Source organism: Bradyrhizobium sp. HKCCYLS2038 (genome assembly GCF_051167655.1).
Taxonomy (GTDB): domain Bacteria; phylum Pseudomonadota; class Alphaproteobacteria; order Rhizobiales; family Xanthobacteraceae; genus Bradyrhizobium.
Genome location: NZ_JBNPTM010000003.1, coordinates 64,023 through 88,003, shown reverse-complemented (window position 1 = coordinate 88,003; position 23,981 = coordinate 64,023). Strand labels below are relative to the sequence as shown.

The window sequence follows — 23,981 nt, the reverse complement described above, 5'->3', positions numbered from 1 at the left end:
TGGCAGCGCAGCAATGGCTCCCGTTTGAATGTCTCGTTTTCCGGCGGTTCAAATTGACGCCCGGATGTGGTTCCTAGTCGGGCTGCCTGCCGGGCCGGGGCAAAACAATCAGACCTTGAGGTTCATCAATGCCGACCGACGTCTCCCGCCGTGATCTTGCGAAGCTGGCTGGACTGGCTGCCCTGGGGGCCGCCAACGCGCCTGCGCAAGCGGAGGAGGCCGCAGTGAGGGATGATGTCGGGCGCCGTTTCCCCGCCGATTTCGTCTGGGGCACGGCCACCTCGTCGTACCAGATCGAGGGCGCGGCAACGGCAGACGGCCGTGGCCCGTCGATCTGGGATGTGTTCACGCGTCTGAAGGGCAGCATCGAAGACGGCAGCACCGGCGATGTCGCCTGCGATCACTACCACCGCTACAAGGAGGACGTGCGGCTGATCAAGGAGCTCGGCTGCCGCGCCTACCGCTTTTCGATCGCCTGGCCGCGGCTGTTTCCCGACGGCGGGCTGACGCCAAATCCGAAGGGGCTCGACTTCTACAATCGTCTCGTCGACGAGCTTCTAGCGCAAGGCATCGAGCCCTATGCCACGCTCTATCATTGGGACCTGCCGCAGGCCTTGCAGGACCGCGTCGGCGGTTGGCGCTCGGCAGAGACGGCGAGAGCGTTTGCGCATTATGCCGGCTACGTCGCCCAGCACCTGAGCGACCGGGTGAAGACCATCTTCACCATCAACGAATGCGGCCGCTTCATCCCGTTCGGCTATGGGCTCGGCATCGATGCGCCCGGACTGAAGCTGCCGCCGCAGGAGGTCAACCAGGCGCGCCATCACGTGGCGCTCGCGCATGGTCTTGCGGTGCAGGCGATCCGCGCCAATGGACGCGCAGGCACCCGCGTCGGCATGGCCGAGAACATCACCGCCTGCCTGCCGGCGATCGACACCGCGGAAAACATCCGCGCCGCGGAGATCGCGATGCGCGAGCTGAATGCGGGCTTCCTCAATGTCATCCTCGAGGGCCGCTACACCGACGGCTTCCTGGCCTGGTCCGGCAAGGATGCGCCGACATTCACGGCCGACGAGTTGAAGACGATCTCGGCGCCGGTCGATTTCGTTGGCCTCAACATCTACGCGCCACAGGCCTACGTCGTGGCGTCGGAGCGACCGTCCGGATTCGACGTGCTGCCGATGCCGGCGTCGTTTCCGCACATGAGCTCGCCATGGCTGCTGGTCGGACCGGAGACCGCCTATTGGGTGCCGAAGCTCGCAGCCAAGATCTGGAACCTGAAGACCATCTACATCACCGAGAACGGCACATCAGCGGAAGACAAGGTCACCGCCGACGGCAAGGTGCACGACGTCGATCGCGTGATGTATCTGCGCAACTATCTCGCGCAGCTGCAGCGTGCGACCTCCGAGGGCGTGCCGGTCAAGGGCTACTTCCTGTGGAGCCTGCTGGACAATTTCGAGTGGGTGTTCGGCTACAAGCAGCGCTTCGGCGTGTATCACGTCGACTTCGACACCCAGCTGCGCACGCCGAAGCTGAGCGCGTCCTACTATCGCGACGTCATCACGCGGAACGCGGCCAGCGCGTGAATTGCCGGCCGCGTCGATTGTTCAAGCGCGGGCTCTCACGCGGCGATTGCAAAATCACGATGGAGAAAGCACATCGCGTGCGACTTTTTTGCCCGCAGACAGTTTTGATGGAGCAAGCCGGCGGGATATGACGTAGACCCGTTTTCAGGCTTCCTCCATCGAGACCTCCCGCATGCCCATGTCCATTGCTCGTCCGCCCGTCGCCGCGCTGTGCGCCGGCATGCTGTTCTGCGCCCTCGCGAGCGCTGGCGCCTTGGCGCAGAGCGCCGCGAGCGATCCGGCCAAGCCCGCCTCCGAGCAGTCCGCCACGGACACCAAGCCGGCCGAGCCTGCCGCTGACAGCGCCAACAAGCCCGCAGCCGAGCCGGAGAAGGCCTCGGCCGACAAGCCGGCCGAACCCACGGCTCTCCCGACCGCTGCAGCGGAGCAGGCCAAGCCCGTCGACGCCGAAGCCAAGCCGCAGGCTCCGGAGACGCCGGCAGCCGCAGGGAAGGCGGCGGAAGCCGCAGCAGACAGCAAACCGGCCGAACCGAAGGAAGAGCCGAAAGCGGAAGCCAAGAGCGAGGCCGCGGCTGAGACCAAGCCTGAAACCAAGGCTGATGAGACCAAGCCCGAAACCAAGCCTGCTGCAGCGCCCGCAGCGCAGGCGGCCGAGACACCTACGGCAACCGAGACCAAGCCGGCCGAGCCGGCCGTTGCTGCGCCCGTTGCTGCAAAGGACGCGGTGGCACCGGAGAAGATCGAAGAGAAGCCTGTCGACGCCAAGCCCGCCGCCGCTCCTGCTGACAAGCCAGCCGCTGCGGAGATCAAGCCGACGACGGCTCCCGCCGAGATCAAGTCACCTGTGCAGCCGGCTGCGATCGCCAAGCCTGTCGCCGTGCCCGGCACGCCGGCAGTCAAGCAGGACGCGGCGCGCGCTTCCGGCAAATCCGCCCATCAAGGCCAGGCGCATCCGGCTCATGCTCATGACGACGACAGGACCGCCAAGCGCAAGCCGCGCGTTACGCGTCGGAGCGCGACCAAGCCTGCGGCAGGCAACATCTGCAAAAGCTTCCGCACCTACGACGCCGGGAAGGGCACCTATCGCGGCTATGACGGGCGCGTTCACACCTGCTCATAAGCAAAACGCGCCGGGCGGCGAGCCCGGCGCGTCAAATCCTTCCGTTGCTGATCGGTGGGGATCAGCGCGGCATCGGCGACTGGATGCCTGATGTGTTGCGGGTCAGGAAGGTCCCGATGCTCGATCCCTGCTGCTGCGGCGGCTGATTGCGGGCCAGCCCTGTGGTGGTTCGCGGCTGCGGCGTGACCAGCAACTGCTGCGGCGGAGGCGGCACAGCCGTGCCACGGGCCTGCGCGGCCTGGTTCGACATCCGCGACACCAGCCGCATCAGCTGGTCCTGACCGGCCTGCAACTGCTCGATGGCGCGGGTCTGATCCCGGGTCGCCTGGTCCTGCGTCGACTTGATCTGCTCGATGCCCTGTTGCAGCTCGGCGATCTCGCGCGCCATCCGCTGCATCAGCGTGCCCGGAGCTCCCGTGCCGTCTTCGGTGCCTCTCAAGGAGGCATTGGACATCATGGCATCCTCATTGCCCTGGGCCGAGGCCTCGTCCTGCGTCCCCTCGGTCGACGAGGGCATCCAACGGTCCATCAGCGAGCTGCCGGCCTCGCGCTGCGACCAGGCGACCGAGCCGCCGACCAGGACGACCAGCAAGGCAAGTCCCACCGCGTTGCGTCCGCGCAGCTTGCCGAGCGGCGCCTTGACGCGCGCCCAGCGGCCGCCGGCGCCCGCTGCCATGTCGCTCGTGCTCGCGGCCGCGGCCGCATCTGCCGCCACGGAAGGCTTTTCCATGGCCGACAATCGGGTATCAATCCGGGTCAACACTTCGCGCAGCACCCTGCGATACAGCTGGTCATAGCTCGCCTTCTCCGGCTTTTCCGGAGCGAGACCGACTTCGCTCGGATCGATCTGATGCACATTGTGTGTGGCCTGCATTGGTGATCCCCAAACCCTTGCGCCCCGCGCCGACGCTGCTTTCCGTTCTCAAATTTCTCAAACCTGACTCGACCCGCCGCTTTGGCCAAAAGCAAGACAGCGTCGTGACGAGGAGGCGGTCTTTTCGGACAAACGCCCCTTGACTGCTGCATCTGCAGCTCATTCGCAGGGAGCTCGCGACGCCGGGTTCCTTGCGCGGCTCGGAGCATTCGAGGTACCATCAGACCAATCAGTCTGGGGGGGCAGGGGCAATGCGGAGCTTGATCGTCGTTGCGCGCGCAGCATTTTGCGCAGCATTGTTCGCACTGGCGGCCCCGATGCCATCAGAGGTCCGGGCCCAAGCCGCCGATCAGGCTGCCCTCAAGGCGGAATTGGCGGCGGCCTGGCAGGCCGCGAGCAATGCCGGCACCGACGGACCGAGCGAGATCGCGCTGATCGACCAGGGCACGTTGAAGCTTCCGGCGGACTTCTTCTACATCCCGAAAAGCGAAGGCATGCGGGTCCTGCGTGCGCTGGGCAACGTCGTCAACGACGCGACCTTCGTCGGGCTCGTCGTCGGCAAGCGCCAGAACGACGACTGGATGGTGGTGATCAAGCACATCAAGGACGGCTACATCAAGGACGACGACGCCAAGAACTGGAATGCGGACGAACTGCTCGGCAATCTGCGCGCCGGTGCGGAGGAGGCGAACCGCGACCGCGCGGCGCGCGGATTTCCGGAGATGGTCGTGATCGGATGGATCGAGCCGCCGGCCTATGATGCCGCGACCCATCGTCTGGTCTGGTCGCTGCTCGCCAAGGACAAGAACCAGTCCGACGATGCGCCGAAGAACGTGAACTACAACACCTTCGCGCTCGGACGCGACGGCTATTTCAGCCTCAACCTGCTGTCCGGCTCCGAGCGCATCGCCGGTGACAAGGCCGTCGCGCACGAGCTGCTGTCCGATCTCTCCTATCGCTCCGGCAAGCGCTACGAGGATTTCAGCGCGGGCACGGATCGGATCGCCGAATATGGCTTGCTGGCGCTGGTCGGCGGCGTCGCTGCAAAGAAGCTCGGGCTGCTGGCGCTGGCCGGCGCGTTCGTACTGAAGTTCGCCAAGATCATCATCATCGCAGTGCTCGGGTTCGGAGCTGCCGTCGCGAAGTTCTTCCGCCGCAAGCCGCGTACCGACAACGCAGGCGGGCCTGCGTGAAGGCGCTGCTGCTCATTCTCTTCTCCGGCCTGAAATGGGGCAAGCTCGCCATGAGCGGCGGCACGATGCTGCTGTCGCTGATCGTCTATGCCGGCATCTGGGGATGGCGCTATGCAGCCGGCTTCATCGCGCTGCTGTTCGCGCACGAGATGGGGCACTACATCGCGGCACGGCAGCGCGGCCTCAACGTCGGCGCGCCCGCCTTCATCCCGTTCGTAGGTGCGTGGATCGCGCTGAAGGAGCAGCCGGTCGACGTCGAGACGGAAGCCTATGTGGCGCTCGCAGGTCCCCTGGTCGGCACCGCAGCTTCCCTCGCGGTCTATCTGTTGGCGCGGTCGGAGGGCAGCAACCTGCTGCTCGCGATCGCCTATTCAGGCCTGTTTCTCAATCTGTTCAACCTGCTGCCGATTTCGCCGCTCGACGGCGGCCGGGTGACGAGCGTGCTCAGTCCGCGGATCTGGCTGCTCGGCGTGCCCATGCTGCTGGCATTGATGCTGTACCGGCCGAGTCCGATGCTCATCATGATTGCCATCCTGGCTGCGCCGCAACTGATGAAGGCGTGGCGCTATGATCCCACGGCGCCCGAGAACGTCGCCTATTACTGCACGACGCTGCAGACCAAAGTCGAATATGCCGGCACTTACCTGGCGCTCGCGGCGCTGCTCGCCGTGATGACCTTCGACGTCCACGAGATGCTGGGTCAGTAGCGCTCGTCTTATTGAGTACGCGTCCGCGGTGGCCGAACAGCGCTCTGTCCGCCCGACGGAAATCGGTTCCGCACGCTCGCAAGCGTCTTGCTGCGCCGCGACGAAGTCTTGCGCGGATGAACGCGCTGAGCTGCGCCTTCTCGAGCCATGAGCCGAGCGCCTGATCACAATGCACTGAACGCAGAGGAGGAAGCAACGTGTGCACTTGCCTCGCTGGCATGTGGCAGACCAAAGTCTCGCTGCCCGTTAGAGGCATAAGGAATCGGGAGGTCCTATGATTTCGTTCAAATCATTCTTGCTCGCGAGTTGCGCCACTGCGCTGATGTGCTCGGCCGCGTCGGCGGCGGACCCGATCAAGATCGGTGTCATCGCAGAAGCGCAAGCGGTGGCAGGATCGTCGATCGCACCGGCCGCGCAACTTGCCGCCGAGGAGATCAACGCCAAGGGCGGCATCGACGGCCGCAAGATCGAGATCGTGGTCTACGACAATCACTCCTCCTCGGCTGAGTCCGTGCGGGCGTTCCAACGCGCGGTCAGTGAGGACAAGGTCAACGCGGTCATTGCGAGCTACATCTCCGAGGTCGTGCTCGCGCTGGAGCCGTGGGCAGGGCGCCTCAAAACCCTGATGATCACCCCCGGCGCCGCCTCCGACGTCATCACCCAGAACATCGCCAAGAACTATGATCAGCTGAAATACACCTTCCACGGCTATCTGACCTCGACCTCGCTCGCCGGCCTCGTCTGCGACGCCGCCAAGGACCTGCTCGTCGAGCCCTACAAGATGAAGACAGCCGTGATCATGAGCGAGGACGCCGCCTGGACGACGCCGCTCGACGCGGGCTACGAGAAGTGCCTGCCGGAGATCGGGCTGAAGGTCGTCGATCACATCCGCATGTCGCCGGATACGACCGACTTCACGCCGATCTTCAACAAGATCGAGGGTCTGAAGCCCGATGTGATGATCACCGGAATCTCCCATGTCGGCACCCAGCCGACGGTGCAGTGGAAGAGCCAGCAGGTGCCGATCCCGATGTTCGGCATCTCCTCGCAGGCGACCAACTCGACGTTCTGGAAAGACACCAATGGGGCGGTCGAAGGCGTGTTCTACAACGCCGTGTCCGGACCGGGCGTCGCCGTCACGCCGAAGACGCTGCCCTTTGTCGAGGCCTATCAGAAGAAGTTCGGTAACTTCCCGTCCTATGCCGGCTACACCTCCTATGACGACGTCTACATGATCGCCGACGCCATTCATCGCGCCGGCGGCACTGATCCGGACAAGATGGTCGAGGCGATGGAAGCGACCGACTATGTCGGAACGATCGGCCGCATCGCCTTCAAGCCGAAGGGCGATTCGAACCCGCACGCGCTGCGCACCGGCAAGGGCTACATCACCGGGCTGATGCTGCAGTGGCAGAGCGGCAAGCAGGTCAATGTCTGGCCCAAGGATCTCGCCGCCGGCACCATCACCTGGCCGTCCTTCATCAAGCTCAAGGCGGCCAGCAACTGACGCATCATCGGGCCGCTCCCTTATGAGAGCGGCCCATTTTCTTGGTGCCGTCAGTCCGATGCTCAGGTCAATTCTCAAATGCTTTTCTGGCAGATCTTGATCGATGGCTTCGCCATCAGCGCGCTGTATGCTCTCGGCGCGACCGGCTTCACGCTCATCTTCGGCGTCTCGGGCGTGCTCAACCTCTCCCACGGTGCCATCATGGTCGGTGCCGCGGTCGCGGCCTGGGCCGCAGCCAGCGAGCTCGGCGTCGGGCCCTACGTGGGCGCGCTGATCGGCATCCTCGCCGGCTTCATCCTGGCGTTCGCCACCTACTTCATCGCGGTCAGGCCGGTTCAGCGATCGAAGGTCATTGCCGAATCCGAGAAGGAGATCTTCATCCTGACCGCGACGCTGCTGTGGGGCATCATCATCCAGGAGGCAATCGCCTATTTCTTCACCAACAACGCCAAGACCGTGCTGCCGATCGTCGAGGGCGTCACCACGGTGTTCGGCGTGCGCACGCCGCGAAATGAATATTTCACCGCGGTGATCTGCTGGGTGGCGATCGGGCTGCTGTGGTTCCTGGTCAACCGCACGCGGCGCGGCAAGGCAGTCATGGCGGCGTCGATGAATCCGCGCGGCGTCACACTGCTCGGTATCGAATTGTCGTCGATCTATCTCACCGTCTGGGCCATCTACGGCCTGCTGGCCGGCGTCGCCGGCATCCTGCTCGGCATGTTCCTGGGCGTCAGCTCCTACAGCGTCGGGCCGCTGACGGCGAGCGCGTTCTCGATCGTCGTGCTCGGCGGCCTCGGCAGCGTCTCCGGCTCGCTGATCGCGGCCTATGTCGTCGGCTATCTGGAGACGGGGACGGCCTATCTGATCTCGCCGGCCTACCGGACAATCCCGGCGCTGCTGCTGCTCGTCGTCGTCATGTATCTGCGCCCGCAAGGGCTGTTCGGACGGAGGTGAGCATGTCCTCATTCGTCTCGTCCCGCCTGTTCTGGATCGGCGTCCTCACCGTGATCGTCGCGCTGGTGCTGCCGACCTATGTCTCCGGCTACGTCCTGGGCCTGCTGACGGTCGCGTACTACACGGCCGTGTTCGCGATGTCCTGGGACCTGCTGTTCGGCTTCGCCGGCGAGGTCAATTTCGGCCCGACCTTCCTGATCGGTGTCGGCGCCTACACCGCCGGCATTCTCGATGCGCATTTCTCGCCGGGCCTGTCGATCTGGCTGTGCATCGCCGCGGGCGCGCTGGCCGCTGTCGTCGGCGGCGTGGTGCTGGCGCTGCCGGCGCTCCGCGTCAGCGGGCCGTATTTCGGCCTGACGACCCTGGTCGCCGTGCTGATGCTGCAGAACTTCATCGTCGTCGCTGCGGGGCTGACCGGCGGCGAGATCGGCCTGGCCGTGCCGGACGTCATCTCGATCGACGCCAAGACCAACTACTGGATCGCGCTCGGCTTCATGCTGGTCTCGGGCGCCATCCTGTTCGGCCTGTCGCGCAGTGCCATCGGCCTGATCCTGCAGGCGAGCGGCCAGGACAAGATCCAGGCCGGCGCGCTCGGCTTCAACGTCACCAAGCACAAGCTCGCCGCCTTCATCGTCAGCGCGTTCTTCTCCGGCCTCGCGGGCGCGCTGATGGTGTTCTACATGGGCACGGCGTCGGTCTCGACCTTCGTCGATGTCGGCGTCGGCGTGCAGATCATCATTGCCGCCGTGCTCGGCGGCCGCCGCACCGTGATCGGTGCTGCCATTGGCGCGATCTTCCTGATCGGCATGGGCGAGCTGCTGCGGCCGCTCGGCGAACTCGCAACGCTGATCGTCTCGGTGATCGCGCTGGTGGTGATCCTGTTCTTCCCCGACGGCTTCCTCGGCATCATCAGGGGAGGGGCCAAGGCATGACTCAAGCGCCCATGCTGGAGGTCAGCGGCCTCACCAAGCGGTTTGGCGGCCTGGTCGCGGTCAAGAACCTCAGCTTCTCGATCCGCCCGGGCGAAATTCTCGGTCTGATCGGCCCGAACGGATCCGGCAAGTCGACCGCGATGAAGAGCGTGATGGGCGTCGAACGGCCGACCGCCGGCTCGGTCAAGCTCGACGGCGTCGAACTGTCGGGCCTGCCGTCGCATCGCATCGCGCGGATGGGCGTGGGGCTGGTATTTCAGCACTCGCGGCCCTTGGCGCGCCAGACGGTGCTCGAGAACATCAAGGTCGCGCTGCTTCCGGACAAGCTGACGCGGCTGTTCGCCGACAAGGATGTGGATCGGCGCGCGCGCGACATCGCCGAGCGCGTCGGCCTCGGCGGCGTCATCGACCGGCGGCCGCCGACGCTGGCTTTCGCCGATCTGCGAAGGCTGGAGCTCGCAAAGGCCGTGGCGCGCAGCCCAAAGCTGGTGCTGGTCGACGAGCCGTTCGCGGGTCTCACGGCCTCCGAGGTCGGCGATTTTTCCAACCTGATCCGCGAATTCCGCGACGATGGCCGCGCCGTGCTGCTGGTCGATCACAACGTCAAGAGCGTCTCAGCGCTGGTCGACCGCGTGCTTGCGATGTATCTCGGCGAGCAGATCGCCGAGGGCAAAGCTAGCGAGGTGATGCAGGACGAGACCGTGCGTCGCGTCTATCTCGGCGGCGCGCTGGTCTCGACCGCACGCCCCGAGGCGAGCTTCAAGGACGTCACGCCGGCGCTGCAGGTCGACAAGGTCGGCGTGCTCTATGGCAAGGCGCAGGCGCTGCAGGACGTCTCTCTGCATGTCCACGAGGGCGAGTTCGTCTCGGTCGTCGGCCTCAACGGCGCCGGCAAGACGACGCTGTTCAACGCCATCTCGGGCCTGGTGCCATATTCGGGCGAGGTGAAGTGGGCAGGGCGCAACCTCGCGGGCGGCACCGCGGCGCAGATCGCGCGCGACGGCATCGTGCAGTGCCCCGAGACGCGCGAATTGTTCGGCGACATGAGCGTACGTGAAAATCTCGAGCTCGGCGGCAATGCGCTGTCCGATACCGAGCGTACCGAGCGGCTCGAATGGCTGTTCGGGCTGTTTCCCATCCTGCAATCGCGGCAGCCGCAGCTGGCGCGCACGCTCTCGGGCGGCGAGCAGCAGATGCTGGCGATCGCGCGGGCGCTGATGATGAAGCCGAAGCTCTTGATCCTCGACGAGCCGACGCTCGGCCTCGCACCGGTCATTCTGGAAACGCTGTCGAAGGCGCTCGACCGGCTGCGCGAGACCACCAAGATCACCGTGCTGCTCGGCGAGCAGAACGTCACCTTCGCGCTTCCGCACGCCGACCGCGTCTACGTGCTGGATCATGCCAAGATCGTCTGGGAAGGCCCGCCGGACCGGTTCGAGGCCGAGGCGGCAGCGAACTATCTGTGAGGGCTACGCGGGGAGCTTGGAGAAGGGGAGCCAAGTGAAGGAGGGGGACGACGAGTCAGCGGCTGATGTCGCGGCCTTTCGCGCCGTCGAGTTGATCTATCACGCCTACCTCACCGGCCTCATCCTGATGTTGTCGTCGCGGACAGGGCCGCAGCGCGCTGCCGAGATCGTGTTCCGGACGTTTCGGCGGCAGCAATTGGCCCGCTTGCTGCCGGGGCTGAATAAGCTCGGTCTGGACGGTCTGCCACACGCGGTGGCGTGCGCGCAGTACCATTATTTGTCCAACCAGGTCGGGGGCGTAAAGGTCGAATACGTCTACGAGAACGATCGCAAGGCGTGGGTGCGGTATCCGCCGCCGCGCTGGATCTGGTCGGGTACAGCGATCTGCGGCATTCCGTCAGAGGTGTCACGCGCGATGCTGCGCGGATGGCACGCCAACAACGGTGTCGTGCTCGGCAATCCCAGGCTCGGTTTCGTCTGCACCGGCCAGACCGTCGACGGCCAGCCTGGCCTGGAAGGCTACTACAAGGAATGGGACCACGATCTCGCGCCGGACGAACGTCTTCGCTTCTCGCCGGGCGAGCGCTGTCCGACTTTCGATCCAGCCCGCGCTCCCAAGCTCCCAGACAATGCGTGGCCGGAAGCACGGCTCCGGAAGGTGCTACGCAACTATGCGATGGAGTACATCACCTCGATCCTGCCGGAGACGGTGGCGGTGCTCGGCCCAGAGGAGGGTGGCCATCTGGCCGACGCCGCGGCGAGATTGATCGGCATGCAGATCTTTGACGACGTCGCGGCGGTTCTCGGCGGCGTCGAGCCTGGCGCCACAGGGTTCGCCAAGGCGTTCGTCCGGCTGGCCCGCGGTCAAGGCGATGACGCAGAGCTGCGGACGGATGGCGATTCGATCCTTGTGCACCAAACATCCTGGCGACTGATGTCGGAGCGTGACGATCTCCCGCCAGCCGTATTCGACGCCTGGAACGAACTCTGGGTCGGCGCGGCGCTCGCGCACGACCGCTTCATGCGGCTCGAAATGGTCGAGCGGCGCGACCAAGGCGACGCACACTGGGCTTGGCGAGTTCGCTGATGGCCCAGACCTGGTCAGGCCATCAGAAGCCTGGAAACCGCGGGCGCGGCGGTGGTTGGGCCGGCCTGGGCGCAGCGCGCGGCGCTGCACCGACAGTGGTGGCCTCGGTCTTGGCTGAGCGGACTGTGCGCGCGAGCTGGTCCTGGCCGGCCTGCAGTTGCTCGATCGCCTTGGCATGATCGCGGCCGGCCTGTTCCTGGCTGGCCTTGAGATCCTGCAGCCCGGTCTGCAGCTCGGCAATGTCATGAGCGATCTTTTCGAGCAGCGGTGCGATGTCGCGATCCGGAGCGGGCGGCATGTCGTGCTCCGGCCTGGCCTCCGCCATTGCTGACGTCGGATCGCTCGAGCGCCCGACCGTCGTCGTGTCCGGTGACGGCATCGCGTCCGGCAGTGACGGCATCGAACGTGGCGGTGAGTCGGCCTCCGCACGATCGCTGCTGTTCGATCCACCCATCGCATTGTCCGGCGCGCCGGTCCAAGCCGTCTTGGGCAGGCTTTCCCGCACCGACTGAATGGCCGCATCGATACGATCGGTGACCGGCGTGATCGATTCGGTATGGTCGCGCGCCAAGCTGACGACGGCGCCGACCAGCCCAGCCGTCGCCATCAAGGTGACGGCGGCGCGCAGCAGCGGCCGGCGACGAGCGCGAGCGGGCGGATCCGCGGACTCAACGACAGCCGATTCGCCAGCGACGACGGCATCGGCGGCAGCCTGAGCCTCGATCGCCGCAATCCGCTGATCGATGCGCGCGCGCACCTCGGCCAGAACGCGCTGATAAATGTCCTCGCAGATATCCTTCTCGGGCGACAGCGCGACATCGCCCGGATCAACTTCCTTCGGCGTCGACTGATCTGGCATGTCCTCGGGTCCTGTACGCAAAATGTGCCCGTGCCCAATCCCGTCAGCGATTTGGCCAAGGGCTTTGACCAAACGAAGACTGTGAGGTGACCAGTGAGGGGCGATTTCAAACAGTACCGATGTGCGGCTTGCGACCGCCGAAATTTCCCGGAGCGGGCCCGGATCCGCCTATAGCCAATTCGCATAAGGTATATTATGGAATATTTATATGTTCAGGGAATTCAAGGCGTTGCCTCCAAAAGCTCGGATACCACGCCAGCCGCGCAGCCTTTGGCGACCTCGTGGCATTGTTGCTTCAGCGCACCGCCATGCGGTTCTGCCGGCGCCCCGTCGTGCCTGCAGCGAACGCCGATATTGCTGCTGCGGTCCATCGCTGCAATAAGCGCTGATGACGCCGACGATGTTGCGGGATTCGGACCGCGCGATCATCATGCGGCTGAGCAATGCAACAAGAAGAAGCATCTCCAGGGAGAATGAGAATGAGCCTGTCACGACGCGCGCTGTTGAAGGCCTCTGCAGCGTCAGCCGTACTGGGTGGACTGGCAGCGCCGCATGTGGCGCGCGCGCAGAGCGCCGAATTTACCTACAAATATGCCAACAACCTGCCGGACACGCATCCGCTGAACGTCCGCGCCAAGGAGATGGCGGCGGCGATCAAGGCCGAGACGAACGGCAAGTTCGAGCTGCAGATCTTCCCGAACAACCAGCTCGGCTCGGACACGGACATGCTGAGCCAGATCCGCTCGGGCGGCGTCGAGTTCTTCACGCTGTCGGGCCTGATCCTCGCAACCCTGGTTCCGGCGGCGTCGATCAATGGCATCGGCTTCGCGTTCCCGGACTACGACACGGTCTGGAAGGCAATGGACGGCGATCTCGGCGCCTATGTGCGCGGCCAGATCACGAAGTCCGGCCTGATGGTCATGGACAAGATCTGGGACAACGGCTTCCGCCAGACGACGTCGTCGACCAAGCCGATCAACTCGCCTGACGACCTCAAGGGCTTCAAGATCCGCGTGCCGGTGTCGCCGCTGTGGACCTCGATGTTCAAGGCATTCGAAGCGGCGCCCGCCTCGATCAATTTCAGCGAGGTCTATTCGGCGCTGCAGACCAAGGTCGTCGAGGGCCAGGAAAATCCGCTGGCGATCATCTCGACGGCCAAGCTCTACGAGGTTCAGAAGTACTGCTCGCTCACCAACCACATGTGGGACGGCTTCTGGTTCCTGGCCAACCGTCGTGCCTGGGAGGCCGTGCCGGCGGACATGCGTGCCATCGTCGCCAAGCACATCAACGCGGCGGCGGTGAAGGAGCGGGAGGACGTTGCCAAGCTGAACGCAGGCCTGCAGGCGGATCTCGCGACCAAGGGACTGACCTTCAATCAGCCCAACGTCGCGCCGTTCCGCGACAAGCTGCGCAGCGCCGGCTTCTACGCCGAGTGGAAGGGCAAGTATGGCGACGAGGCCTGGGCGCTGCTCGAGAAGGCCGTCGGCAAGCTGTCGTAAGGTGTAGGGGCATCGTGGGCGCGTTCGGGTGACGTCATGGCGCATGCCGAGTTCACGGAAATTACGATCAGCGAGGTGGTCGTCGAGACCCCTCGCCGGCGGTCCTGGCTGGATGGTCTGGAGGCCCTGCTCGGCCTCCTGGTCGAGATCCCGGCCGCGCTGCTCGTCGTGGCCGAGATCGTCATCCTGTTCGCGGGCGTCGTCGCGCGCTATGGCCTACACCGGCCGCTGATCTGGTCGGACGAGCTCGCCTCGATCCTGTTCCTGTGGCTCGCGATGCTCGGCGCGGCGGTGGCGTTCCGCCGCGGCGAGCACATGCGGATGACGGCGATGGTGGCGCGGGCAAGCCCTGGCCTGCGCGCCTATCTCGACCTGGTGGCGACCGCGGCGGCGCTGGCGTTCCTGGTGATGATCGCCTGGCCGTCCTGGGAATATGCCTACGAGGAAAGCTTCATCACGACCCCGGCGCTGCAGATCGAAAACATCTGGCGCGCCGCAGCGCTGCCGGTCGGCATCGGCCTGATGGCGCTGTTCGCGCTGATCCGCCTCGCCCGCGCGGCCGACGTCAGGACGATGCTGCTGGCCGTGGTTTCCATCGCGGCCTTCGTCGTGCTGTTCTGGCTGGCGCAGCCGGTGCTGAAGCCGCTCGGCAATCTGAACCTCGTGATCTTCTTCGTCGGCGTCGTCGGCTTCTGCGTCTTCGCCGGCGTGCCGATCGCGTTTGCCTTTGGGCTCGCGATCTTTGGTTATCTGGCGCTGACGACACGCACGCCGCTGATGGTGCTGGTCGGGCGCATGGACGAGGGCATGAGCCACCTCATCCTGCTGTCGGTGCCGCTGTTCGTCTTTCTCGGCCTGCTGATCGAGATGACCGGCATGGCGCGGGCGATGGTCGCATTCCTCGCGAGCCTGCTGGGCCATGTCCGCGGCGGGCTGCACTACGTGCTGGTCGGCGCGATGTATCTGGTCTCGGGCATCTCCGGCGCCAAGGCGGCGGACATGGCGGCGGTCGCGCCGGTGCTGTTTCCGGAAATGAAGGCGCGCGGCGCCAAGCCCGGCGATCTCGTCGCCCTGCTCGCCGCGACCGGCGCGCAGACCGAGACCATTCCGCCGAGCCTGGTGCTGATCACGATCGGCTCGGTCACGGGCGTCTCGATCGCGGCGCTGTTCACCGGCGGCCTGCTGCCGGGCGTCGTGCTCGCCTTCACGCTGTGCACGCTGGTGTGGTGGCGCTATCGGGGCGAGGACATGAGCGGCGTCCGCCGCGCAACCGGCGCCGAGATCGGCAAGGCGTTCATCGTCTCGGTCCCTGCCCTGGCCCTGCCCTTCGTGATCCGCGCTGCCGTCGTCGAGGGCGTCGCGACGGCGACCGAGGTCTCGACCATCGGCATCGTCTATGGCGTGCTGGCCGGCATTCTGGTCTACCGCAAGTTCGACTGGCGCCGCCTGATGCCGATGCTGATCGAGACAGCGGCGCTGTCCGGCGCCATCCTGCTGATCATCGGCACCGCGACCGGCATGGCCTGGGGCCTGACGCAGTCGGGCTTTTCGCGGTCGCTGGCGGCCGCCATGACCGGGCTGCCGGGCGGGCCGGCGACCTTCATCGCCGTCTCGATCGTGGCCTTCACGATCCTCGGCAGCGTGCTGGAGGGCATCCCGGCGATCGTGCTGTTCGGGCCGCTGCTGTTTCCGATCGCGCGGGCCGTCGGCGTGCACGAGGTGCACTATGCCATGGTCGTCATCCTGTCGATGGGCATTGGCCTGTTCGCGCCGCCATTCGGAGTTGGATACTACGCCGCCTGCGCGATCGGCCGGGTCGATCCCGCCGAAGGCATCCGGCCGATCTGGGGCTACATGCTGGCGCTTCTCATCGGCCTGATCATCGTCGCGATTTTTCCGTGGATTTCGATCGGGTTCCTGTAAACTCTTCAGACAACGAGGGAGGGTGGTGATGAGCACGAACCAGTATCAGATCGGCCTGGACAAGACGCCGGCCAACTATGTGCCTCTGACCCCGCTCAGCTTCCTGGCGCGCAGCGCCGCGGTCTATCCCGACCATGTCAGCACGGTCTATGAAGGCCGCAGCTTCACCTGGCGCCAGACCGCAGAGCGCTGCCGCCGCTTCGCGTCGTATCTCGCCGGCCGCGGCATCGGCGAGGGCGACACGGTCGCAGCGATGCTGCCGAACATCCCGGCGATGAACGAGGCGCATTTCGCCGTACCGATGAGCGGCGCCGTCCTCAACACGCTCAACATCCGTCTCGATGCCTCGTCGATCGCGTTCCAGCTCGATCACGGCCAGGCCAAGATCATCCTGGTCGACCCGGAATTCTCCGGCGTGATCAGCGAGGCACTGAAGCTGATGAGCGGTCCCAAGCCGTTCGTGATCGACGTCGATGATGCTTCCTATACCGGCGGCAGCCGCATCGGCGAGATCGAGTACGAAGCCGCCGTCGCCGCAGGCGATCCGAGCTTCGAGCCGCGCCGTCCCGCCGACGAGTGGGACGCGATCGCGATGAGCTACACGTCGGGCACCACGGGCAATCCCAAGGGCGTCGTCACCCATCACCGCGGCGCCTATCTCAACGCCGTCAGCAACATTCTCGCGGGCGGACTCGGTCAGCATCCGGTCTACCTCTGGACGCTGCCGATGTTCCACTGCAACGGCTGGTGCTTCCCCTGGACCATGGCGGCGGCGGCCGGCGTCAATGTCTGCCTGCGCAAGGTTGAGCCGAGCAGGATCTTCGAGCTGATCAAGACCCACGGCGTCACCCACATGTGCGGCGCGCCGATCGTCTACAACGTGCTGATCAACGCCCCCGACGCGCCCAAAGGCAAGCGAGAGAAGCCGGTCGTCGGCCTGATCGCCGGCGCGGCGCCGCCAGTCGCCGTGCTCGAAGGCGCCGAAAGCATCGGCATCAAGCTGACCCATGTCTACGGCCTCACCGAGGTCTATGGCCCCGCCTCCGTCTGCGCCGAGCAGCCCGGCTGGGACGACCTGCCCGCGCCCGAGCGCGCGCGGCTGAAGCGCCGTCAGGGCGTGCCGTACCCGCTGCAGGAAGCCGTCACCGTGCTCGATCCGGAGACGATGCAGGAGGTGCCGCGCGACGGCGAGACCATCGGCGAGGTCATGTTCCGCGGCAACATCGTCATGAAGGGCTATCTCAAGAACGAGAAGGCGACGAGCGAGGCGTTCGCCGGCGGCTGGTTTCACACCGGCGATCTCGGCGTGCTCGACGAGCACGGCTACGTCATCATCAAGGACCGCTCCAAGGACATCATCATCTCCGGCGGCGAGAACATCTCCTCCGTCGAGGTCGAGGACATCCTCTACAAGCACCCCGCCGTGCTGTTCGCGGCCGTCGTCGCCAAGCCCGATCCGAAATGGGGCGAGGTGCCCTGCGCCTTTGTCGAACTCAAGGACGGCGCGCAGGCGACGGAAGCCGAGATCATCGCCTATTGCCGCAGCCACATGTCCGGCTTCAAGACGCCCAAAGTCGTGGTGTTCGGCCCGATCCCGAAGACATCGACGGGGAAGATCCAGAAGTTTTTGCTGCGTAACGAAGTGAATTCGGCGAAGGCGATCTCGGCGTAAACTGCATCGGCATGGGCGGTGCACCCTCTCCCCTTGTGGGAGAGGGTGGTTTCGATGCAAAGCATCGAAACCGGGTGAGGGGTTGCCACGAGCTCGGAGCGGAATGTGAGGCACGAACCCCTCACCCAAGTGAGTACGTAGCAACCACTTTTGGGCCCTCTCCCACAAGGGGCGAGGGCGCAGTCATGAGCACCGCGTTGGCCCACCCTTCAGCCTGGACTGCCAAAGGCTCGTAACCTTTGGAATCAATCTCCTGCCGCGTCGCCCCTGCTCTTCTCCGCATAATACTGCGGCGCTTCGCGGCGGTCGTACATGCCGTAGTCTCTGCTGACCTCGACGATGCGGATGTTGTCGGCGCCGGGTTCGGCGAGGAGCTGCGTGCTCAACACCACGCCTGCCGCTTCGTCCGGCAATTGGATCAGATGCGCGAAGCGGCCCTCGCGATAGACGCTGGAGAAGCTCGCCACCGGCAGGTCGGTCGCGACGCTCAGCTGTGGCGCCGCGCTTTCGAGCGCCAGGACGTATGTCGGCGCACGCCGCTTCGGATCATTGTAGGTGCTGCGCTGCTCTGGTTGCCATGCCGCCTGCCCCGGTCTCACCTCGTGGACCAGCTCGGCCACGCGCAGGCGATAGTCCGAGAACACCTTGTCGCGGCCGAGGGTCTGGATGTCGTGGTGATGGGCGTGGACGCGCCAGGCGGTCATGGCGCCCTCGTCCTGCCAGATCTGGTAGGACAGGATCAGGTTGTCGCGCGACAAGCTCTTGAAGCGATCGAGGAACAGACAGCCGCCGACCGCGTCGAGCTCGGGCCGCAGCGCGGCGGCGAGCTGCAGATACTGGTCGAGCCGGCCCGGCTTGACCTCGACTTCGAAGAACAGCGACAGCATGGCAAGCCGCTCCTTGTTAGTTCGCGCAGATGACTATTACTGCGTAGGGTGGGCAAAGCAGCCGCCGAAGGCGGCAGCGTGCCCACCGTCGGGCGGCGTACTCATCGGCAAGATGGTGGGCACGGCGCCACTGCGATCTCGCGCATTGCGAGAGCACGACCGCGCCTTTGCCCACCCTACGCAGTCAATTCCAGCCGCATGCCGTCATAGGCCGGCACCACGCCGGCCGGCAGGCTCTGGCGCAGCACCTCGTAGTCGAGATCGGCGGTCATGTTGGTGATCACGGCGCGCCTCGGCTTGAAGCGCTCGATCCAGGCGAGTGCGTCGTTGACCGAGAAATGGCTCGGATGCGAGGCGGGGCGCAAGCCGTCGACGATCCAGAGGTCCAGGTCCTCCAGCGCGCCCCAGCTCTCCTCGGGAATGTCGTTGAGGTCCGGCGTGTAGGCGGCGTTCCCGATGCGGTAGCCGAGGGCGGGGATGTTGCCGTGCTGGACCAGGAAGGCGGTCATCTTCAGCTCGCCGCCCTTGCCCTCCACCGCCTGGGTCTCGCCGGCTTCGATGGAATGCTGCGTCAGAATCGGCGGATAGTCGCTGCCCGGTGGCGAGATGAAGCAGTACGAGAACCGGTGCATAATGTCCTTGGCGGTGGACTGGTTCAGGTAGACCGGAATTCGCCGGCGCTGGTGCATCACCACCGAGCGGAGGTCGTCGATGCCGTGGGTCTGGTCGGCATGCTCATGCGTGAGAAAAACCGCGTCGATGTGGTCGACCTGGGTGTCGATCAGCTGCTCGCGCAGATCGGGCGAGGTGTCGATCACAACGCGCGTGACGCCGTGGACGCCGCGGCGCTCGACGAGCAGCGAGCAGCGGCGGCGGCGATTCCTCGGGTTGTTCGGATCGCAGGCGCCCCACCCCAGCGCCGGACGCGGCACGCCGGCCGAGGAGCCACAGCCGAGGATGGTGAGCGTCAGGGTCATGCCAGCACCTCGGGTCGCGGCACCTTCGAGAACAGCTTGAAGAAGGTCGCGGTGGTCTGGCGCGAGAATTCCTCGAACGAGACGCCGCGTGTCTCCGCCAGCACCTTCGCGGTCTCGACCACATAGGCCGGCTCGTTGCGCTTGCCGCGGAACTTGCCGGGCGCCAGATACGGCGCGTCGGTCTCGACCATGATGCGGTCGGCCGGCACCTCGGCAGCGAGCGCGCGCAAGCTCTCCGACTTCTTGAACGTCACGATGCCCGTGAACGAGATGTGCAGTCCGAGATCGATTGCCTTCATCGCCAGCTCGCGTCCGCCGGTGTAGCAATGCAGCACCGCCTTGAAAGGTCCGCGCGCCATCTCCTCCTCGAGGATGCGGCCGCACTGCGCGTCGGCCTCGCGGGTGTGGATCACCAGCGGCAGGCCGGTCTCGCGGGCGGCCGCGATATGCGCACGGAACCCGCGCTCCTGGGCGTCCTTGGAGCCGTGGTCGTAGAAGTTGTCGAGCCCGGCCTCGCCGAGCGCGACCACCTTGGGATGCTTCGTCAGCGCGATCAGCTCCTCGGCCGGGATGCCATCCTCCTCGTCCGCATTGTGAGGATGGGTGCCGACCGAGCAGTAGACGTTGTCGAACCGCTCGGCGATCGCGAGCAGCTCGGGCAGCCTGCGCACCCGCGTCGAGATCGTCACCATGCGGCCGACGCCGGCCGCGGCGGCGCGTGCGACGATGCCATCCAGATCCTCAGTAAAATCCGGAAAATCCAGATGGCAGTGACTGTCGACCAGCATCACGCCGCCGTCGGCTCGATGTAGCGCGGGAACACCGCCTGCGGCGGCGGCAGCTGCGTCCCGGCCGCGATGCGCACCTCGCCGCCGAGCCGCGCAAACGTCCGCTCGTCCTCGGGGATCCCCAAGCTGTCGAGCAGCTTCGCGGATGCCGCGGGCATCACCGGCTGGGTCAGGATCGCAACCTGCCGGATCACCTCGGCGGTGACGTAGAGCACGGTATGCTGGCGCTTCGGATCGGTCTTGGCCAGCGCCCATGGCGCCTCACCGGCGAAGTAGCGATTGGCCTCGGCCACGACCGACCAGACGGCATTGAGCCATTGGTGGATCTGCTGCGTCGCCATCGCCTTGCGCGCCGCGCCGATCATCGCGTCGGCCTCGGCCAGGATCGCCTGGTCGTTGGCCGAGAACTCGCCGGGCTCCGGCAGCACGCCGCCCAATTGTTTCGCGATCATCGACAGCGAGCGCTGCGCGAGATTGCCGAGGTCGTTGGCGAGGTCGGCGTTGATGCGCGCGACGATCGCCTCGTGATTGTAGTTGCCGTCCTGGCCGAACGGCACCTCGCGCAGGAAGAAATAGCGCAGCTGGTCGACGCCGTACTGATCGGCGAGATTGAACGGATCGACGACGTTGCCGACCGACTTCGACATCTTCTCGCCCCTGTTGAACAGGAAGCCGTGCGCGTAGACCCGCTTGGGCACGGGCACGCCGGCCGACATCAGGAACGCCGGCCAGTACACCGCGTGGAAGCGGATGATGTCCTTGCCGATGATGTGCACGTCGGCAGGCCAATACTTCCAGTTTGGATCGCGCTCGTCGGGGAAGCCGACGCCGGTGATGTAGTTGGTCAGCGCGTCGACCCAGACATACATCACGTGCTCGTCGTCGTGCGGCACGCGAACGCCCCAGTCGAACGTCGTGCGCGAGATCGAGAGGTCCTTCAGTCCACCCCTGACGAAGCTCGTGATCTCGTTGCGCCGCGCATCCGGCCCGATGAAGTCGGGCTGGCTCTCGTACAGCGCCAGCAGCCGGTCCTGATAGGCCGACAGCCGGAAGAAGTAGCTCTTCTCCTCGACCCACTCGACCGGCGTGCCCTGCGGCCCACGGCGGACGTTGTCGTCGCCGACGACGGTCTCGTCCTCGGCGTAATAGGCTTCGTCGCGAACCGAGTACCAGCCGGCATAGGTGTCAGCGTAGATGTCGTCATTGGCGAGCATGCGCGTCCACACCGCCTGCACCGACTTGTGGTGCGCGGGCTCGGTGGTGCGGATGAAGCGGTCGAACGACACGTTCAGCCGCTCGTCCATCTCGCGGAAACGGCCGGCGTTGCGGGTCGCAAGTTCCGACGGCGTCAGGCCCTCGTTCTGGGCGGTCTGCACCATCTTCAAGCCGTGCTCGTCGGTGCCGGTGAGAAAGAACACGTCCTTGCCGTCGAGCCGCGCGAAACGGGCGATGGCATCGGTCGCGATCGCCTCATAGGCGTGGCCGATATGCGGGTTGCCGTTGGGATAGGCGATCGCGGTCGTCACGTAGAAGGTGTTGGTATCGGCCGGCACGGCCGCGACGGGCGCTGCGGCTTCCGCGCTCTCGATCACCTCGTCGTCTGTCACTTCGACTTCGACAATCTCGATCTCGACAATGTCGACCTCCGCAATGTCGACCTCGGCAATCTCGACCTCTGGAGCTGCGGCCGCCTCGACCTTCGGCTTGCGCGCCGTCCTGGGCTTCGCGGCACGCGGCGGCTTCGCCGGTTCGACAACAACAGGTGCGGCGGATTTTTTCGGCGCAGCCGACGGCTTCGCGGCTGCGGGTTTCTTCGTCGCGGCGGGCTTGCTGGCCGCCTTCTTGGCCGGCGGCGCCGCAGGCTTGGCTGCTACCTTCTTCGCGGGCGCCTTCGCGGCCTTCTTCGGGGCGCTCTTGTTCTGAGCGCTTTTGGCCGCCTTGGACTTCGGAGCCTTGCTCTTCGCCTTCGCAGCCGATGCTTTTGCAGAAGAAGCCCCGGCAGCCTTCGCCTTGGCCTTCTTCGCAGCGTCGTCCTTTGCAGTCTTTGCCTTCTTGGCGGCCTTGCCCTTGGCCGGTGCCTTGGCGGCAGCCTTCTTCGCGGCGCTCTTGGCCACGGGCTTGCCCTTCTTCGCGGTTGTCTTGCTGGCCTTGGCCACGGCAGATTCCTCTTTGACGACGTCGGTCGACGGATTGATCCTGATGATCCCCGGGATGATGGTCGGCGCGTTACCGTGTGGCTTCGGCGAGCATCCCGAACACCGAGAAAACCAGCGGTTTTCGCTCCAGATTATAGGATTCGGTGTCGCGCGCGGCGCGGACGATCTTTTCCCATACCTCCGCCAGCCGTGCAAGGCGCGGCAGTTCCGCGTTCGGATCGGCGGCCCGCAGCCGCTCCGCCACCCAGCGCTCGATGCTGTCGAGAAAGCTCGCCAGTGCGACGCGGTCGCTGGTGCCGAGCGCGTCGCCCAGAGCATGCAACTCGCCCGGGTCGATCTTCGGCAGACCCGCGAGCAGCGCCGCGGTCCGGGTCTGCAACTGCAGCCCGTCGCCGCCCATCAGCATCAGGGTGCGCGCGACGCTGCCCTCGGACGCCCTGGCGGCCTCCCGGAGCGCCGGTTCGCCGGCCTCGATGCCGGTGGCTTCGGCCGCGGCGCTGATGACGTCCTCGGTCGAGAGCGCCCGCAGCGAAAGCCTTCGGCAGCGCGACTTGATGGTCGCGAGCACGCGGGCCGGCGCGTGGCTGACCAGCAGGAACAGCGATTGCTGCGGCGGCTCCTCGAGGATCTTCAACAGCGCGTTCGCCGCGTTCGGATTGAGCTCGTCCACGGTGTCGACGATGCAAACGCGCCAGCCCTCGACGGCCGCCGTCGAGCCGAAGAACGAGATCGTCTCGCGGGTCTCGTCAACGGTGATGACGGTGCGCAGCACGCCCTTGTCGTTGGCCGAGCGCTCCAGCGTCAGCAGCCCGCCATGGGCCTCCGAGGCAATCAGGCGCGCGACGTGGTCGTCCGCATCGACATGGAGCGATTCGGCTGCACGCACCTCGGGCGCCAGGGGATCGCGATGGGTCAGCACGAAGCGCGCCATGCGATAGGCCAGCGTCGCCTTGCCGATGCCCTGCGGCCCGCCGATCAGCCAGGCGTGCGCCATCCGGCCGCTGCGGTAGGCCGACAGCAGCGCCGCCTCCGCCTCGCGATGACCGAACAGCGCGGAGGTCTCGCGCGGATGACGGACCGCGATCTCCGGCTCGACCTTGCGCGCACTCATGAGACGGCCGCGACAGTTGCGGCAAGCAGCCGCTCGCGCACGGTGTCCCACACGACGTGCGAGACATGGTCGGCGCTTGCGGTCGCGTCGATCAGGACGCAGCGCTTGGGATCATCGGCCGCGATCTTGCGGAACGCCTCGCGCAGGCCCTGGTGGAACTTGACATCCTCGCCCTCGAAGCGGTCCGGAGCGCCGCTGCCACGGCGCTCGGCGGCACGCTTGATCCCGACCTCCGCCGGCACGTCCAGGATCACGGTGAGGTCCGGCCTGAGGTCGCCGATCGTCACCCGCTGCATCGCATTGAGCACGTCGGGCGCGACCTTGCCCTGGCTGCCCTGATAGGCCCGGGTCGAATCGAAGAAGCGGTCGCACAGCACCCAGCTGCCCTGGTTCAGCGCCGGAAGAATCACGTTGCGCACATGGTCGTCGCGCGCGGCGGCGAACAGCAGCGTCTCGGCCTCAGGGCCGAGCAGCTTGCCCATGCCCGATAGCACGAGGTGGCGCATGATCTCCGCGCCCGGCGAGCCGCCGGGCTCCCGGGTCAGGACGACGCGCACACCCTCTTTCTCCAGATGGTCTGCCAACATCTTGATCTGCGTGGATTTTCCGGCGCCCTCGCCGCCCTCGAAGGTGACGAATCGGCCGCGGCCCGGACCACGTTTCAAAGCTGCATCCGCCAT

The 23,981-nt window shown here is 65.9% G+C and carries 20 protein-coding genes; 12 read left to right on the top strand and 8 right to left on the bottom strand.

The window, feature by feature from the left end:
- The first annotated feature begins 128 nt into the window (after positions 1–128).
- Positions 129–1,589: a GH1 family beta-glucosidase gene (locus tag ACQR1I_RS13980; protein WP_434867351.1), complete on the top strand. Its 1,461-nt coding sequence runs from the start codon at positions 129–131 to the stop codon at positions 1,587–1,589.
- Positions 1,590–1,761: 172 nt separating this feature from the next.
- Complete coding sequence (locus ACQR1I_RS13975) at positions 1,762–2,709, top strand: hypothetical protein (RefSeq protein WP_434867352.1); 948 nt, start codon at positions 1,762–1,764, stop codon at positions 2,707–2,709.
- Positions 2,710–2,770: 61 nt separating this feature from the next.
- Here the strand turns inward: ACQR1I_RS13975 and ACQR1I_RS13970 are convergent, their stop codons facing one another.
- Positions 2,771–3,583, bottom strand: a complete 813-nt coding sequence (locus ACQR1I_RS13970; RefSeq protein WP_434867353.1) for a hypothetical protein — start codon at positions 3,581–3,583, stop codon at positions 2,771–2,773.
- A 317-nt stretch (positions 3,584–3,900) separates the two neighbouring features.
- Here ACQR1I_RS13970 and ACQR1I_RS13965 point away from each other — a divergent pair, with 317 nt between their 5' ends.
- The 7 genes from ACQR1I_RS13965 to ACQR1I_RS13935 all read left to right on the top strand — a co-directional run bounded on the left by ACQR1I_RS13965 (position 3,901) and on the right by ACQR1I_RS13935 (position 11,429).
- A complete protein-coding gene (locus tag ACQR1I_RS13965) occupies positions 3,901–4,776 on the top strand; it encodes a DUF2167 domain-containing protein (protein WP_434867354.1) in 876 nt (291 codons plus the stop codon).
- Complete coding sequence (locus ACQR1I_RS13960; RefSeq protein ID WP_434867355.1) at positions 4,773–5,483, top strand: site-2 protease family protein; 711 nt, start codon at positions 4,773–4,775, stop codon at positions 5,481–5,483. Before ACQR1I_RS13965 ends, ACQR1I_RS13960 begins: the two co-directional genes overlap by 4 nt.
- Positions 5,484–5,757: 274 nt before the next feature.
- Complete coding sequence (locus ACQR1I_RS13955; RefSeq protein WP_434867356.1) at positions 5,758–6,990, top strand: ABC transporter substrate-binding protein; 1,233 nt, start codon at positions 5,758–5,760, stop codon at positions 6,988–6,990.
- Between the two features lie 78 nt (positions 6,991–7,068).
- Entirely contained in the window at positions 7,069–7,944 is an 876-nt protein-coding gene (locus ACQR1I_RS13950) for a branched-chain amino acid ABC transporter permease (RefSeq protein WP_434867357.1), read from the top strand.
- 2 nt (positions 7,945–7,946) lie between these two features.
- Positions 7,947–8,876: a branched-chain amino acid ABC transporter permease gene (locus ACQR1I_RS13945; RefSeq protein WP_434867358.1), complete on the top strand. Its 930-nt coding sequence runs from the start codon at positions 7,947–7,949 to the stop codon at positions 8,874–8,876.
- Positions 8,873–10,342, top strand: a complete 1,470-nt coding sequence (locus tag ACQR1I_RS13940; protein ID WP_434867359.1) for an ATP-binding cassette domain-containing protein — start codon at positions 8,873–8,875, stop codon at positions 10,340–10,342. The genes ACQR1I_RS13945 and ACQR1I_RS13940 overlap by 4 nt, the downstream gene beginning before the upstream one ends.
- Positions 10,343–10,358: 16 nt before the next feature.
- Positions 10,359–11,429, top strand: coding sequence for a hypothetical protein (locus ACQR1I_RS13935; RefSeq protein ID WP_434867360.1), 1,071 nt, complete (start codon positions 10,359–10,361; stop codon positions 11,427–11,429).
- Positions 11,430–11,451: 22 nt separating this feature from the next.
- On the opposite strand, the gene ACQR1I_RS13930 is transcribed toward ACQR1I_RS13935, so the two are convergent.
- The gene (locus tag ACQR1I_RS13930; protein ID WP_434867361.1) at positions 11,452–12,288 is read right to left on the bottom strand and encodes a hypothetical protein; all 837 of its coding nucleotides are present in this window, start codon (positions 12,286–12,288) and stop codon (positions 11,452–11,454) included.
- Between the two features lie 479 nt (positions 12,289–12,767).
- Here ACQR1I_RS13930 and ACQR1I_RS13925 point away from each other — a divergent pair, with 479 nt between their 5' ends.
- From ACQR1I_RS13925 to ACQR1I_RS13915, 3 genes are read left to right on the top strand one after another with little or no spacing between them, the layout of a single operon-like run.
- The gene (locus tag ACQR1I_RS13925) at positions 12,768–13,787 is read left to right on the top strand and encodes a TRAP transporter substrate-binding protein (protein ID WP_434867362.1); all 1,020 of its coding nucleotides are present in this window, start codon (positions 12,768–12,770) and stop codon (positions 13,785–13,787) included.
- Positions 13,788–13,823: 36 nt separating this feature from the next.
- Positions 13,824–15,710: a TRAP transporter large permease gene (locus tag ACQR1I_RS13920; protein ID WP_434867363.1), complete on the top strand. Its 1,887-nt coding sequence runs from the start codon at positions 13,824–13,826 to the stop codon at positions 15,708–15,710.
- 28 nt (positions 15,711–15,738) lie between these two features.
- Positions 15,739–17,382, top strand: a complete 1,644-nt coding sequence (locus ACQR1I_RS13915; RefSeq protein WP_434867364.1) for an acyl-CoA synthetase — start codon at positions 15,739–15,741, stop codon at positions 17,380–17,382.
- Between the two features lie 245 nt (positions 17,383–17,627).
- On the opposite strand, the gene ACQR1I_RS13910 is transcribed toward ACQR1I_RS13915, so the two are convergent.
- The 6 genes from ACQR1I_RS13910 to tmk all read right to left on the bottom strand — a co-directional run bounded on the left by ACQR1I_RS13910 (position 17,628) and on the right by tmk (position 23,981).
- Positions 17,628–18,269 (bottom strand): antibiotic biosynthesis monooxygenase family protein, encoded by a 642-nt coding sequence (locus tag ACQR1I_RS13910; protein WP_434867365.1) that lies wholly within the window; start codon positions 18,267–18,269, stop codon positions 17,628–17,630.
- A gap of 176 nt (positions 18,270–18,445) precedes the next feature.
- Positions 18,446–19,246 carry an MBL fold metallo-hydrolase gene (locus ACQR1I_RS13905; RefSeq protein ID WP_434867366.1) on the bottom strand — a complete coding sequence of 267 codons (801 nt, stop codon included), beginning with the start codon at positions 19,244–19,246 and terminating at the stop codon, positions 18,446–18,448.
- Positions 19,243–20,034: a TatD family hydrolase gene (locus ACQR1I_RS13900; RefSeq protein ID WP_434867367.1), complete on the bottom strand. Its 792-nt coding sequence runs from the start codon at positions 20,032–20,034 to the stop codon at positions 19,243–19,245. The genes ACQR1I_RS13905 and ACQR1I_RS13900 overlap by 4 nt, the downstream gene beginning before the upstream one ends.
- The gene (gene metG, locus ACQR1I_RS13895; protein ID WP_434867368.1) at positions 20,034–22,190 is read right to left on the bottom strand and encodes a methionine--tRNA ligase; all 2,157 of its coding nucleotides are present in this window, start codon (positions 22,188–22,190) and stop codon (positions 20,034–20,036) included. The genes ACQR1I_RS13900 and metG overlap by 1 nt, the downstream gene beginning before the upstream one ends.
- 70 nt (positions 22,191–22,260) lie before the next feature.
- Entirely contained in the window at positions 22,261–23,301 is a 1,041-nt protein-coding gene (locus ACQR1I_RS13890; protein ID WP_434867369.1) for a DNA polymerase III subunit delta', read from the bottom strand.
- The gene (gene tmk, locus ACQR1I_RS13885; protein ID WP_434867370.1) at positions 23,298–23,981 is read right to left on the bottom strand and encodes a dTMP kinase; all 684 of its coding nucleotides are present in this window, start codon (positions 23,979–23,981) and stop codon (positions 23,298–23,300) included. The genes ACQR1I_RS13890 and tmk overlap by 4 nt, the downstream gene beginning before the upstream one ends.